The sequence below is a fragment of the Chloracidobacterium sp. D genome (assembly GCF_018304685.1).
Lineage (GTDB): Bacteria > Acidobacteriota > Blastocatellia > Chloracidobacteriales > Chloracidobacteriaceae > Chloracidobacterium > Chloracidobacterium thermophilum.
In genome coordinates this window covers 2113031-2126501 of record NZ_CP072634.1, presented here as the reverse complement: position 1 = coordinate 2126501, position 13471 = coordinate 2113031, and the positions used below count along the sequence as shown (strand labels likewise).

The 13471-nt window shown below is 60.9% G+C and carries 13 protein-coding genes; 7 read left to right on the top strand and 6 right to left on the bottom strand.

What is annotated here, in order from left to right:
• Nucleotides 1-6 precede the first annotated feature (6 nt).
• The 4 genes from J8C01_RS08955 to J8C01_RS08940 all read right to left on the bottom strand — a co-directional run bounded on the left by J8C01_RS08955 (nt 7) and on the right by J8C01_RS08940 (nt 3520).
• Entirely contained in the window at nt 7-705 is a 699-nt protein-coding gene (locus J8C01_RS08955) for a phosphatase PAP2 family protein (RefSeq protein WP_211431683.1), read from the bottom strand.
• A complete protein-coding gene (locus tag J8C01_RS08950) occupies nt 702-1511 on the bottom strand; it encodes a ComF family protein (RefSeq protein WP_211431682.1) in 810 nt (269 codons plus the stop codon). Before J8C01_RS08950 ends, J8C01_RS08955 begins: the two co-directional genes overlap by 4 nt.
• Nucleotides 1512-1544: 33 nt before the next feature.
• Entirely contained in the window at nt 1545-2093 is a 549-nt protein-coding gene (locus tag J8C01_RS08945; protein ID WP_211431681.1) for a hypothetical protein, read from the bottom strand.
• 71 nt (nt 2094-2164) lie between these two features.
• Nucleotides 2165-3520: a TldD/PmbA family protein gene (locus J8C01_RS08940; protein WP_249355436.1), complete on the bottom strand. Its 1356-nt coding sequence runs from the start codon at nt 3518-3520 to the stop codon at nt 2165-2167.
• Nucleotides 3521-3736: 216 nt separating this feature from the next.
• Here J8C01_RS08940 and J8C01_RS08935 point away from each other — a divergent pair, with 216 nt between their 5' ends.
• The 7 genes from J8C01_RS08935 to J8C01_RS08905 all read left to right on the top strand — a co-directional run bounded on the left by J8C01_RS08935 (nt 3737) and on the right by J8C01_RS08905 (nt 12128).
• A complete protein-coding gene (locus J8C01_RS08935; RefSeq protein ID WP_211431679.1) occupies nt 3737-4690 on the top strand; it encodes an ATP-grasp domain-containing protein in 954 nt (317 codons plus the stop codon).
• A gap of 9 nt (nt 4691-4699) precedes the next feature.
• Nucleotides 4700-5299 (top strand): methyltransferase domain-containing protein, encoded by a 600-nt coding sequence (locus tag J8C01_RS08930; protein WP_211431678.1) that lies wholly within the window; start codon nt 4700-4702, stop codon nt 5297-5299.
• A gap of 60 nt (nt 5300-5359) precedes the next feature.
• Nucleotides 5360-6718, top strand: coding sequence for a hypothetical protein (locus J8C01_RS08925; RefSeq protein WP_211431677.1), 1359 nt, complete (start codon nt 5360-5362; stop codon nt 6716-6718).
• 121 nt (nt 6719-6839) lie between these two features.
• The gene (locus J8C01_RS08920) at nt 6840-7985 is read left to right on the top strand and encodes a carboxylate-amine ligase (RefSeq protein ID WP_211431676.1); all 1146 of its coding nucleotides are present in this window, start codon (nt 6840-6842) and stop codon (nt 7983-7985) included.
• A gap of 121 nt (nt 7986-8106) precedes the next feature.
• A complete protein-coding gene (locus J8C01_RS08915; protein ID WP_211431675.1) occupies nt 8107-9402 on the top strand; it encodes a DHH family phosphoesterase in 1296 nt (431 codons plus the stop codon).
• A 21-nt stretch (nt 9403-9423) separates the two neighbouring features.
• Entirely contained in the window at nt 9424-11298 is a 1875-nt protein-coding gene (locus J8C01_RS08910) for an extracellular solute-binding protein (RefSeq protein WP_041569176.1), read from the top strand.
• A gap of 59 nt (nt 11299-11357) precedes the next feature.
• Complete coding sequence (locus J8C01_RS08905; RefSeq protein WP_014100289.1) at nt 11358-12128, top strand: hypothetical protein; 771 nt, start codon at nt 11358-11360, stop codon at nt 12126-12128.
• A gap of 202 nt (nt 12129-12330) precedes the next feature.
• Here the strand turns inward: J8C01_RS08905 and J8C01_RS08900 are convergent, their stop codons facing one another.
• Together J8C01_RS08900 and J8C01_RS08895 are read right to left on the bottom strand one after the other, a co-directional pair.
• Nucleotides 12331-12759 carry a putative toxin-antitoxin system toxin component, PIN family gene (locus J8C01_RS08900; RefSeq protein ID WP_211431674.1) on the bottom strand — a complete coding sequence of 143 codons (429 nt, stop codon included), beginning with the start codon at nt 12757-12759 and terminating at the stop codon, nt 12331-12333.
• Entirely contained in the window at nt 12749-12973 is a 225-nt protein-coding gene (locus tag J8C01_RS08895; RefSeq protein WP_211431673.1) for a hypothetical protein, read from the bottom strand. Before J8C01_RS08895 ends, J8C01_RS08900 begins: the two co-directional genes overlap by 11 nt.
• Nucleotides 12974-13471: the final 498 nt, after the last annotated feature.

The following is a 13471-nucleotide window of genomic DNA, read 5'->3' as shown; positions in this document are numbered from 1 at the left end:
AACCTTTCATCCGTGGTGTTCGACCTGCCGGGGCGCCGCCGACAGTGTTGTGTTCGCGGCTGGTGACGCCAATCCGTCCGCCTGCCACAGGGGAGCGCCGATGGCGAGCAGCCACGCCAGCCCGAAACCGTAGCCGGCAACGACATCCAGCAGCCAGTGTGCGCCCAGAAAAATCCGTGACAGCCCGACCAGCCCGACGAGTATGGCACAAAGGGACAGAATGACCGTACGCCTGCTTCCCGGCGGCAGCTTCCGGCAGGCAAAGCCGCCCAGCCCGCCATAGAAGGCCGTGTAGAACATGACGTGCCCGGAAGGAAAGCTCCATCCGTTGGCCGTCACGTAGAGCTGAACGGCGTCCGCCGCCGGACGGGCGCGCGCCACCAGCGCCTTGAGACCCAGATTGAGCAGAAAGGCCCCGCTGCCGGCGACGGCGAGCGTCCGCGCTTCCCGTCGCCAGCCGTGCCGCGCCAGAAGGCTGCAAACAACCAGCATCAGCAGTCCCTGCCGCAGGACATCGTTGCCCGGCCACGAAATGACCTGCAACGGGGTATGCAGCCACATCCAGCCCTGTACCTGCCGGGTCAGGGCCAGTTCCCAGGCCCACGGCTGCGGATGCGCCAGCACCAGCCCGGACATCGCCAGCGCCGCCAATCCGGCCGCCAGACCAAGCTGATGCCGCAGCGACAGAACACGCAACGGTTTCATACCAGAGATGTGTGGCGTAAGGTCCGGGCCGCCGTCAACGCACTGACTTCCGCGGCCCCGGCCGCCAGCAACGCCCGGGCTGCCGTATCGAGCGTGGCCCCGGAAGTGAGCACGTCGTCCACCAACAGGACGCGCCGGTTGGCAATCAGGCGCGGACGAATCACCCGAAACGCGCCCTCCAGCGCCTGCCGCCGGGCGCGCGCATCGAGTCCCGCCCGGTGGGGATAGGTCTCGATGACCCGCGCCAAGGCTTCCGTCACCACGGGACGGCGCGCCACCTGCGCCACGGCTTCGGCCAGCCGTACGGCCTGATTGTAGCCACGCGCCCGTTCCCGGCGCGGCGCAAGCGGAATGGGCACGAGGATGTCGCTCGTGTGCAGCACGGCGTGCTGCTGCCATGTGGCGTGAAGACGCTGCACCAGCGGCGTCGGCAGCCGGGGCGTGTGTTTGAGTGTCAGCAGGGCTGTGCGCAGCGCGCCGGTGTACGCGCCGCCCGACCGCGCCCAGGTCAGAGACCAGTTGGCGCACTGGGCGCAGGATTCCTGAAGCCGGATGGTGGTGGCGTCTGCGGCAGCCCAACGCCCGCAGCGGTGACAGCCCGGACGGTAGCGCGACTGCTCAGCGAACCATGCTTCCCAGCAGGCGCGGCAGGCTGTGCCGTCGGCCTGCCGTTCAACCCACGCGCCACACTGGCGGCAGACCTGCGGCGCGAGCAGCAGCAGCACCGCATCGCTTCCGGCTTCAAGGATGTGGCGGGCGGACTGGTACAGCTTTCCAACCATGACTTTCCAGGCATGACCGGACATAACCGGTGCGCCCACCCGACGCCGGGTGGAGGTTCAGGGACAATCGTTGGTTGGGTCTTCGCGATCGCAGGGCAGGATGTCTTCCAGCGCCTGAAGCCGTCCCACGACAGTGTTGCGCCGCAGGGTGAAGTTTGTGCCCTTGTCGCCTTCACCCAGATAGACGTTCAGCCCGTATTCGGTCGTCGGCCGCCCGGTTTCACCGTCGAAGCTGTAGAACAGCCGGTAGTTGTACTCACGGTTCCGAAAGCGGACGGACGCCCACTCCCGTTGGAAGCGCGTGTAGTGCGCATAGTGGAAGCGTTGCTGCGAGCCGGCGCGCTCGGCGGGGTATTCCAGTTCGATCTGGCCGGGCCGTCCAAACCGGTACTGAAGATAGCCGCGCTGGGCCGTGAGATTGGGCGAACCGCACAGACAGACCATTTTGCCGCCCGTCGTCACCGCGCCGAAGATGAGTTCTTCGTTGGCGGCGCAGAGCATCTTCTGGCTCTGGGCCGCCGTGGTTGTGGGCGGAGTTGAAGCCAGGGGCAGAAAACCAAGCCCCAGACCAAGGGCGGCGGCCAGCAGTGTTTTCGGGAGAGACATGGCGGGTGGTTCCGGGTTGGGTGTCAAGGGAGGGACAGCCGGCATCAGCAGACGGCGAGGTGCCGCGGGCATCATGTGCCGCTGATGGTCATTTCGGCAATTTTGAGCGTTGGCGCGGCCATGCGTCCGCGAAAGTCGAGGTCATTGCCGATCATTTCAATCTGTTTGAGCATGGTCAGCAGGTTGCCGGCAATGGTGACTTCCTCGACGGGGAAGGTGAGTTCACCGTTTTCAATCCAGCGTCCGGCTGCCCCACGTGAATAGTCTCCGGTGACGCCGTTGACGCCAAAGCCGATGAGTTCCGTCACGTAGAAGCCATGGCGGACGGAAGCGATGATGGCTTCCGGCGGGTGCGGGCCGGGAACGAGGTACATGTTGTTGACGCCCACGGAGGGCGCGCCGGTCAGGCCGCGTGCGGCGTTGCCGGTGGTGCGTTCGCCCAGTTTGCGCGCCGTGTAGGTGTTGTGCAGGTAGCTTTCGAGCCGGCCTTCGCGGATGACCGTTGTCTGGCGGGTCGGCACGCCTTCCCCATCGAAGGGCCGCGAGCCGAGGCCGTTGGGCATCCGCCCGTCGTCTATGATCGTCACCAGCGCCGAGGCCACCTGCTCGCCCAGTTTGCCGACCAGAAAGGAAGCCTTGCGGAAGATGGCGTCGCCGGAGACTGCGCCGAAGACATGTCCGATGAGGCTGGCGGCGACTTCCGGCGCAAAGACAACCGGGCAGGTCTGGGTCGGGACGCGGCGCGCGCCGAGCTTGCGTATCGTGCGCTCGGCTGCCCGGCGGCCCACGCTGGCCGGGTCTTCGAGGCTGGCGAGCCGGCGGCGTGCGTCGTACCAGTAATCCCGCTGGAGGCGGCCATCGGCGTCGCGCGCCACCGGCACCGTGGCCAGGGAAAGCGATGTGCTGCGGTATTCGCCGACAAAGCCCAGCGAGTTGGCCAGTACCGTGTGCCCGGCGCTGCTGTCCACGCCGCCGCCTTCAAAGTTGACAATGCGCGGGTCATACGCCTGCGCGGCCTGTTCGGCCGTGAGCGCCAGCCGGATTTTTTCCTCGGCCGACAGCGCCAGCACCGCCGGGTCATACAGGTCGAGGTCAGGGATTTCCGTCGCCAGATCGGCCGGGTCGGGAAGCCCGGCGGTTTCGTCCACCGAAGTGGCGCGCGCCAGCGTCAGCGCCGTCTCGACGAGTTCATCCAGAGCTGCCGGAGAAAAGTCCGAAGTGGAGACCGACGCCTGCCGGCCATCGAGCAGGACGCGCAGCCCCAGACCGCGACTGCCGGCTTCCTTGACGGTTTCAATGTCGCCCAGGCGCACGGACGCTGAAAACTCGATGCTCTCACGGAAAATGACTTCGGCGGCCGTGGCCCCCAGGCGACGCGCCCGTTCGATGACCGAGATGGCCAGGTCAGGAGCCGTACTCTGCGGCACTGTGTGTTCCACGTGGGTCTCCAAGGGTGAACTGAATCCGGGGCTATGCTAGAAGGTGGCCTTTGGCAACTGCAAGCTGTAACCTTGCAGCGGAACGCTTGACAATGGCGTGGCTGCGTCGCACCGTTGCCGTATCCAGTTCATCCCATTTCCCGGCAGACAGGCAGACCGCCGAAGTCTGCACGTCGTCCTGCCGTAAAGGATTCGTCAATCGTTATGAAAAAGGTCGGCGTTTTGGTCGGGCGTGAAAACACCTTTCCGCCAGCACTCATCGAGCGCATCAACATGCAGTCGCAGGACACGGGGGTGACGGCCGAGTATATCACCATCGGCGGCATCCGTATGGATGCCGTGTGCCCCTATGCCGTCATCATTGACCGCATCTCCCATGAAATCCCGTTCTACCGGGCGTACCTGAAAAACGCCTATCTGTCAGGAACGGTCATTGTCAACAATCCCTTCTGGTGGTCGGCGGACGACAAGTTTTTCAACTACTCCATGGCGATCCGGCTGGGGGTGGCCATTCCCCGGACGGCACTGCTGCCCCAGAAAGAGTACATGGAGCGCATCACTTCGCAGTCGTTGCGCAACCTGCAATTCCCGCTCGACTGGCAGGCGATTGTGGATTACGTCGGACTGCCGGCAATTCTCAAGCCGCACGATGGCGGCGGCTGGCGGGATGTCTATCGCATCAACTCGCTGGAGGAGCTGATTCAGGTCTATGACCGGACCGGACAGCTCTGCATGACCCTTCAGCAGTTTGTCAAATTTGATCGTTACGTACGGTGCTACTGCATCGCCAAGCAGCACGTGCTCATCATGCCGTACGATCCGGCGCGGCCCTACCCGACGCAGTACCTCGACATCCGCCCCGAAGACTATCTCGAACCGGAGCTGCAAGCCCGGATCGTCCGTGAGTGCCGCCTGTTGTGCGAAGCCCTTGGCTACGACATCAACACCATCGAGTTTGCGATTCAGGATGGCATTCCCTATGCCATTGACTTCATGAATCCTGCGCCGGACGCCGATTCGTTCTCGGTCGGCCCGGTGAACTTCGAGTGGATGGTTTCAACCGTCAGCCAGATGCTCATCCGGTTGGCACAGGAGGGCCGTCCCCAGGAGCGGACGCATACCTTCCGGTGGCAGGAGATGATTGCCGAGCGGATGTAGCGGTCTATCATGCTGGGCATGGACGCGGACACAGCATCGTTCTGGGAGGAGAAATACCGGGCTGACCTGACCGCCTGGGATCGCGGTGGCGTCAGCCCTGCCCTGGAGCACTGGCTGGCCGAAGGGGCGCTGAAGCCCGGCCGGATTCTCATCCCCGGTTGTGGCTACGGTCATGAGGTGCTGGCGTTGGCCCGGCGCGGTTTTGAGGTCTGGGGACTGGACATTGCGCTGACTCCGGTGCGGCGGTTGCAGGCGAAGCTGGCGCAGGCGGGACTGACGGCCCACGTGGTTGAGGGGGATGTCCGCACCTGGCAGCCGGAGCAGCCCTTCGATGCGGTTTATGAGCAGACCTGCCTGTGTGCGCTGTCGCCGGAGGACTGGCCCCGTTACGAGGCGCAACTGTGCCGCTGGCTGCGACCGGGCGGGCGGTTGTTTGCCCTGTGGATGCAAACCGACCGGCCCGGCGGGCCGCCCTACCACTGCGGGCTGGAAGCGATGCGCGTGCTGTTTGCGCTGGAGCGTTGGCGGTGGGTGGAGCCGCCCCAGCGCACAGTGCCCCATCCGACGGGATTTTTTGAGTATGCCGCCATCCTTGAGCGCCTGGTGTGAAGACCTTTCCCGGCCGGGCGCACAAAACGTTCCATTGTTGACACACTCTTTGGAGAGACCATGGAAAGCAACCCGACGTTGAAAGCTGCAATTGCCCACTACGATGCCCTGCTCCAGGAAACGCCTACCACACTGACTGAATCCCGTGATTTTCTGGCTGCCCGCAGCGCCGAAGAGAAGATGATTTTTGGCGGACGGCCGCTGTCGCCCTACCTGCGCCCTCACTTCATAACGGCCGAACAGTGGCGCTACCTGTGTGCTGAATGTGCACGCATCTGGGAGTGTGTGGAGATTGTGGGGCGCACGGCGCTGACCGACCGCCGCATTTATGATGACTTGGGCATCACGGACGGCGAAGCCCGCCTGATTGAAATTGACCCCGGCTATACGGGGATTTCCATCACCTCCCGACTCGATTCGTTTCTGACCGAAGAGGCGTTTTCCTTCGTCGAACTCAATGCCGAAAACCCGGCCGGGATTTCCTACTGCGAGGTCATGGCGCGTATCTTTATGGACTTGCCGGTGATGCAGCGGTTTGTGGAGAAGCATCCGGTCATGCCGCTCTATGCACGACATCTGCTGCTGGAGACGCTCCTGACGGCATACCAGGAATGGAGCGGTGGAACGGACAAGCCCCGCATCGCCATCGTGGACTGGGAAGGCCTGCCCACGCAGTGTGAGTTTGAGCAGTTTCAGGCCTACTTCCAAAGTGAAGGTTTCGAGTGCATCATTGCACCACCGGAAAAGCTGGACTACCACGCGGGCCGGCTCTGCTGTGGGGACTTCAAGATTGACCTGGTGTATCGGCGTGTGTTGACGAATGACATCCTGGAGCGCCCGGAGGAGTGCAAGGCGCTGGTCAATGCCTACCGCGACCGCGCCGTGTGTGTGGTCAACGGCTTCCGCACAAAGTTTGTCCACAAGAAGATGTTTTTTGGTGTCCTGACCGATGAACGGTATGCGGCGCTGTTTACGCCGGAGCAGCAGGCGGCCATTCGGGCGCATATTCCGTGGACGCGCCGCCTGGCGGAAGGGAAGACGACCTACGCCGGCGAAACAGTGGACTTGCTGGAGTTCATCCACGCCCATCAGACGCGGCTGGTCATCAAGCCCAATGATGAATACGGCGGCAAGGGGGTGGTCGTCGGCTGGGAAGCCACGCCGGCGGAATGGGAGACGGCAATTGCTGAAGGGCTGCGCGGCGACTACCTGGTGCAGGAAAAAGTCCCCACCGCCCACGAGGTCTTTCCCCACTTCACGCCAGAAGGCGAGATTACTTTCATTGAGCAGCTTGTGGACCTCGACCCGTTACTGTTTCACGGCAAGGTGGGCGGCGCCTTTACCCGGCTGTCGAGCACGGCGCTGTGCAACGTCACCTCTGGCGGCGGCATGGTGCCGACGTTTGTTCTGAAGGATTGACACCCAGACCGGTGCCCGCGGCCGGTGTTTTCGGGCGGGCGCCGGTCCGGGTTGGTTTGTGGCAGGGCGTTTGGCAACTGGGAGTTTGGTCAGTCAGTCTGCATTGGCGAGAGGATAGCGTATGGCTCAGGAGTTCACCCTTGGTATTGAAGAAGAGTTCCAAATCGTTGACCCCGACACCCGTGAGTTGCGTTCACGGGTCGCCGAAATTCTGGATGAAGGCATGATGCTGCTCGGCGAGCAGCTCAAGCCGGAAATGCACCAGTCCATGGTTGAGGTGGGCACGGGGGTGTGTCGCAACATTCAGGAGGCGCGCGCGGATGTGGTCAGGCTGCGCCGTACGGTGGCGATGCTGGCCCACAAGAAAAACCTGCGGATCGTGGCGGCTTCGACCCATCCGTTTTCCCACTGGAAAGACCAGGAGATTACGCCCAATGAGCGGTATTTCCAGCTCATCGAGGAAATGCAGCAGTTGGCGCGGGCGCTGTCCATCTATGGGCTGCACGTTCACGTCGGAATTGAAAACCGCGACGATGCCATCCACATCATGAATGCGGCGCGTTACTTTCTGCCGCATATCCTGACGCTGAGCACCAGCTCGCCATTTTGGATTGGCCGCAATACAGGTCTGAAGTCCTATCGTTCAGAAGTCTTCAAGCAGTTTCCACGCACCGGCATTCCAGATTACTTTGGCTCGGCCAGCGAGTTCGATAACTACGTCAAGCTGCTCATCAAGACGGGTTGCATTGACAATGGCAAGAAAATCTGGTGGGACCTGCGCCCCCATCCGATTTTCCCCACGCTCGAATTTCGGATTTGCGACCTGCCATCCAAGGTGGATGAGGTCATTGCCATTGCCGCGCTTTTTCAGGCCGTGGTGGCCAAGCTCTACAAGTTGCTGCGCCAGAACATGGGCTTCCGACTCTACCGCCGCATGCTCATCGAGGAAAACAAGTGGCGCGCCGTGCGCTACGGACTGGACGGAAAGCTGCTGGATTTGGGCAAGCAGGCGGAAGTACCGGTGCGGTCGCTCATTCTGGAGTTGCTTGAGTTCGTGGATGACGTGGTGGACGATCTCGGAAGCCGGTCAGAACTGGAGTACATCCACACGATTCTCAAGGAAGGAACGAGCGCCGACCGCCAACTGCGGATTTTTCAGGAAACCAACGGCGATCTGCATGCCGTTGTGGACAACCTCATTGAGGAGACCCTGCAGGGTGTTCTGGAACCCGGTGTGGTCTCTGCGGCTTCCCCACAACCGGCATAGGTGTCCGGTATCCGTCGGGTTGGTGCGGCTGGGTGCATTGGCCGGGCCGGATTGCGCTATACTTGAGCTGCAAGTCTGCAAAAAGAATTGACTTGGCAGGACTTGGAAAGGTTCATCAAATATGTCACGCGAAAAGAGTGCTGCGGCAGGACGCGAAAAAACAGTCGCGGCCGAAAGGAGAGAGGCGGAACCGGCTTCCCTGAGTCTCGTTCCGGCCTCAGTAGCAGACGTTGAACTGCCCCGCCGCGAGGGGAAAGAATCCATCAATACCGTCAACGGCACGAGTGGGTATCATGAACGGCGTCCGGTGCTGGAGCTGATCGCCACGCTGGACGCCTGTCGCGGTGAGCGCCACATCGTCGCCATTCAGAACTTTCCCGACCCGGACGCCATTGCTTCGGCGCTTGCCCACCAGATGATTGCCGCCACCTTCGGGATTACGGTGGACATCGTCTATGACGGCTTTATCAGCCATCAGGAAAACCTGGCGCTCGTCCAGCTCTTGCAAATCGAACTGCTGCACTACGACCCGACAATCGATCTGAAGCAGTATCAGGCCAGCATTTTCATTGACAACCAGGGCACGACCACAACCCTCACCAGCAAGCTCCGTGAGGCCGGCGTCAAGCCGCTGGTGATTGTGGACCACCACGAGCGGCAGGGACTCATTGACGCCGTGTTCACCGACATCCGCAAGGTTGGCGCCACGGCGACGATCTATGCCGAATATCTGCGGGATGCCTTCCCGCTCGAAAAGAACAATCCCCAGCACGTACGGCTCGCCACGGCGTTGATGCATGCCATCCGCACGGAAACCAACGGGATGATTCGGGCGCGGGAGTGTGACTTTCAGGCGGCTGGCTACCTGTCACAGTTCGTGGATGCCAGCCTGCTGAGCGAAATTCTGAACGTCAAGCGGTCAAAACGGGCAATTGACATCATCAACCTGGCGCTGGAGAAGCGCATTGTCCGTGACAACTACAGCATTGCCGGGGTGGGTTACGTCCGGTATGAGGACCGGGATGCCATTCCGCAGGCGGCCGATTTCCTGTTGACCGAGGAGAACATTCACACGGCCGTGGTGTACGGCATCATCACCAAGGAAGGTGAGCGTGAAGTCATCATTGGGAGCCTGCGTACCTCGAAAGTCACCCTCAACCCGGACCAGTTCCTGAAGTCAGCGCTTGGGCGGGACGCCAACGGAAACTACTACGGTGGCGGCAAGCACGAAGCCGGTGGCTTTGAGATTCCCATTGGCTTTTTGTCGGGGACATACGACGAAGACTTCATGCGCTCGAAGTGGAAAATCTACGACGCCATGGTGAAACGCAAGCTGCTGGAAAAGATTGGCGTCATCGAGAATCAGTCCACCACTGCCGTCATCCGTCCGCCGGTCCCGGAGCGGCCTGACGAGTAGCGTCAGGAGTCCTGGTAAGCCATGCCTTTCCGGGCCCGGCGCGCGTTGTGGATGAACTGGTCTCACTCACCACGCCCCGGCTGGGAAGCCACGGGTCTGAAAGGTGTGGCCGGGGCGGTCTATGTGTACCTCTACGCGCCGCTGCTGGTGCTCCTCTGGCTTTCCTTCACGGCAGCGCCGGTGGCGGACTTCGGAGCCGGGTTTATCGGCGCGTGGTACGTGAAGGTGCTGCGCAGCCCGGCCTTTCTGGCAGCCATCCAGACGAGTCTGCGCGTGGCGCTCTCCGCCACGTTGATTGCCTTGGTGTTGGGAACGGCGGCGGCCCTGGCGCTCGGCCGGCACCGGTTCCGGGGACAGACCTGGCTCGAATGGCTCTTCTACCTGCCGGTAGTGACCCCGGAAGTCGTGGTTGGTTTTGCGTCGGTGGCGCTGCTGGCGCAGTTTGGGCGACCGCTGGGCTTCTGGTCGGTACTCATCGTCCACGTAGCCTTCTGTACGCCGTATGTCGTGTTCATCGTCCGGGCGCGGCTGGCCGGGTTTGACGAACGGTGGCGCGATGCAGCACTTGACCTGGGGGCGACGCCAGCGGCGGTCTTCTGGCATGTGACGTTGCCCTGGTTGCTGCCAGCGCTGGTTGGAAGTGGACTGCTGTGCTTTGCCCTGTCGCTCGATGACTGCATCGTGACGAGTTTCGTTGCCGGGGATGGCGTCACCACGCTGCCGGTACTGCTCTACTCGAAAATGAAAACGGGGGTATCCCCGGAAATCAACGCTGCCGCCGGTCTGCTGCTTATCCTGACGGTGGTGCTGGTTGGGGCGGCGCAACTCGTGCAGCGGCTTCAGCGCCTGCCCCGGTGGGGCCGCGTCAGCCTGGGCACGACCTGCCTGGGGCTGCTTGCTGTAGCCGTGGGCCCAACACCGCATGGGGATGTGGCCACGACCCTGCATATCTACATCTGGTCGAACTACACCTCTGAAAAGCTGCTCCGTAACTTTGAGAAGCGGTATCGCTGCCGGGTCGTGGTCGAAACCTACGACTCGAACGAGGCTCTGCTGGCCAAGCTTCAGACCGGAGTGGCCCGCTATGATCTCATTGTTCCGAGCGACTACATGGCGGGTGTACTCATCCGGCAGGGGTTGCTGCGTCCGATTGACCGGTCCCGGCTGACGAACTGGCACTACCTCGACCCGGATTTTCTGCATGCACCCTACGATCCTGAAAATCGCTACACGGTGCCCTACACGTTCGTTGTCACTGGCATTGGCTACCGGCGGGACAAGGTGCCGGAGCCGGTAGAGCACTGGGATGCGCTGTGGGATACCCGCTACCGGGGACGTATTGCCATGCTGGATGATCAGCGGGAGTGCTTTGCGGCGGCCCTGCGCCGGCGCGGCGCTTCGCCCAACAGCCAGGATGAGCAGGAAATTGCGCGTGCGGCCGATGACTTGGCAGCGCAGAAGCCGCTGGTCAAAACCTACGACAGCGCGACCTTTGAGCAGCTTTTACTCAATGGCGAAGCCTGGCTGGTCCACGGGTTCAACGGTCAGATTGCCAAAGCTGCGCGCCAGAATCCCAACATTGCCTTTGTTGTGCCGCAGGAAGGCGGGACGCGGGCCGTGGACTGCCTGGCCATTCCGGTCAATGCGGCCCACCCGGAGCTGGCGGAACAGTTCATTGATTACGTCCTCGAACCACAGGCCTCGGCTGAAATCGTGCAGGTCACAGGTTACGGAACACCCAACCGCGCCGTACGGGACTTCCTCCCGCCGGACTGGGCCAACAACCCCTATGTGTTTCCGCCGGAGACGTGGCTGCGGCGCTGTGCCGTCATTGAAGATGTCGGTGCAATTTTGCCGCGATACGATTACTATTGGACAGTTATCAAGTCCAGGTAGTCACCAATCCCCTCGAGCCCGGTGCCAAATCTCAAAAGGCTGCTGCTTGCGCGACGTTTATGGGAGTTCCTGAGTCTTTTCCTCCAGACCAAGAGACCATCGCTGGTGAACTGCTGATCTCGCTCATCAACGACATGGAACTGCTGTTGGCGTTTGAGCAGAGTCAGCGGGTGGCCCATTTCCAGCCCGAACTTGGAGAAAAACTCACGCGCTTTCTGGTCGGTGAGTACCGCCAGCGGCTTGAACGGCTGGCGCGGCTGGTGGAAGACAAGGACTTTTTGCGCCTTCTGTTGCTGGAGCTGGGGGCCATGGAGCGCCCTGACCTCCAAGACTACCTGCGCAGCGTCTTTGGCTATCGGCATGAGTTGCAGGAGCAGCTTCAGATTCGTGGCGTGACGGAATCGGATGCCATCCTCAAGGAGTATGTCTCCGGCAAGTACCGGCGCATCACCCAGGAGTTGCCGCCGGTCAACTTTGACCAGAACGCCTATGCGGCGCCCGAAATTGCAGCTGAGGCGGACATTTACCGCCGCCGGACGCGGCAGTTGGCTGAACTGCTCAAGCAGCAGCAGCAGATCGTACAGACAACAGCAGAAACGGCCGCAGCCATGCTGAGTCTGTTCGTGAACTATCTCAACGACCGGGTCAACCAGCTTCCGCCGGAGGACAAAGCCGCCCGGCATACGGCGCTTCAGATTGCTTTTGGGGAACTGGAAGCCCCGATCCTGCAGATGGCGCGGAAACTCAAGGCCATCGAGCAGTCGTCGGGCAAGCCATGTGGCTATGCCGAGGTCATGGATCTCATTTCAAAACTGTTTGCCCGTTCCTGAGTCGCTATGTTCTCTCATTCCCCTCTGCCACCTCACGGACAACAGCCACCACACAGCCCGAATCTACTTGACAAATCGGCTGACATACTGGGGAAGAGCACCCTTGCATACTTCAGGTGGTGTTGGGGTTTCTGGGGACAGTCGGTTATTACGGAGTCATCCTTTTCGTGCTGCGGCAGGCAGCGTCGGCTTCAGCCGCTGATTAGCCAGCACTTTGGAGCGGGAATTCCATAAATTCCCGAGGTGTCACAATCGCTATTCCGCGAAACGGGTGCAAAACGAGCAGGTCTTTGTCACCACTTACCACACAGGTTGCCTTGCCATTGACGGCCAGTTCAAGCAACTTGTCGTCTTTGGGGTCACGACACGCCACCACACGCTCTACAATTTCCACCAAAATGCCATCCCTGACAAAAGCACTCACGAATTCCATCCGTTCTTCCTCAGTTATGTACCTTTCAAATCCTTTGCGCCGTAAGACATCGTTCAATTCTCCAACGGTCACATGTGAAATAAGCAATTTGCCTGTCTGCGTTGCCCGGTCAAAGGCTTGACGGGAGATGGACTGTCTCATCAGAAGCGCGCTGATAACAACATTGGTATCAAAGACAAAGCGCGGTTCATTCGCCATTGAGCAGGGACTCCAAGGTCTCGGAAGTCAAACCGCGCTCCTGTGCCTTTTGGCTGATTTCATCCATGACAACCTGAAGGGGACGTGGTGACAGGATGAAGTCGCGCAGCCACAGGCTAAGTAATAACTGAAGCTTTCTTTGCAGGTCGGCAGAAGTCTGATTGTAAAGTCTTGCTGTATCTGCATCCAGAGGAATGGTAATCGCCGTGTTCATCTTTCCACCTCCAAAGTTGGACATTATCACACCTGAGACTACGCTGCGCTGGCTGACGGTGCGCACATCAGCCGCCGCTGTCCCTGACAAAGATTGTTGCCTGTAACACAAAACGCGCAGACAACGTGACATGCACGGATCGCACCGCAGGCAGTCAGCGTTGCCTGCGGTAAACCACTTGAAGGGCAATACCCTGTTTGGCATCATGCTCACATATCTTCTGATAGAGGGTTACGTCACCTTTAAGGCTGTTTGTCTGTTCCTGAATTGCTATGTCCTCTCATCCTCCTCTGCCGCCTCACGGACAACAGCTACCATACCAACTGAGTCCACTTGACAAATCGGCTGACATCGTGGGCAAGAGTGCCCTTTTTATACTCCAAGTGGTGTTGGGGTTTCTGGGGACGGTCGGTTATTACGCGGGTGTCCTTTGTCTCATGGCACCTGAGATCTCTCGGCCCCGGATCAGACGGAAACAGTTTAGAGCTGATTTTCTAT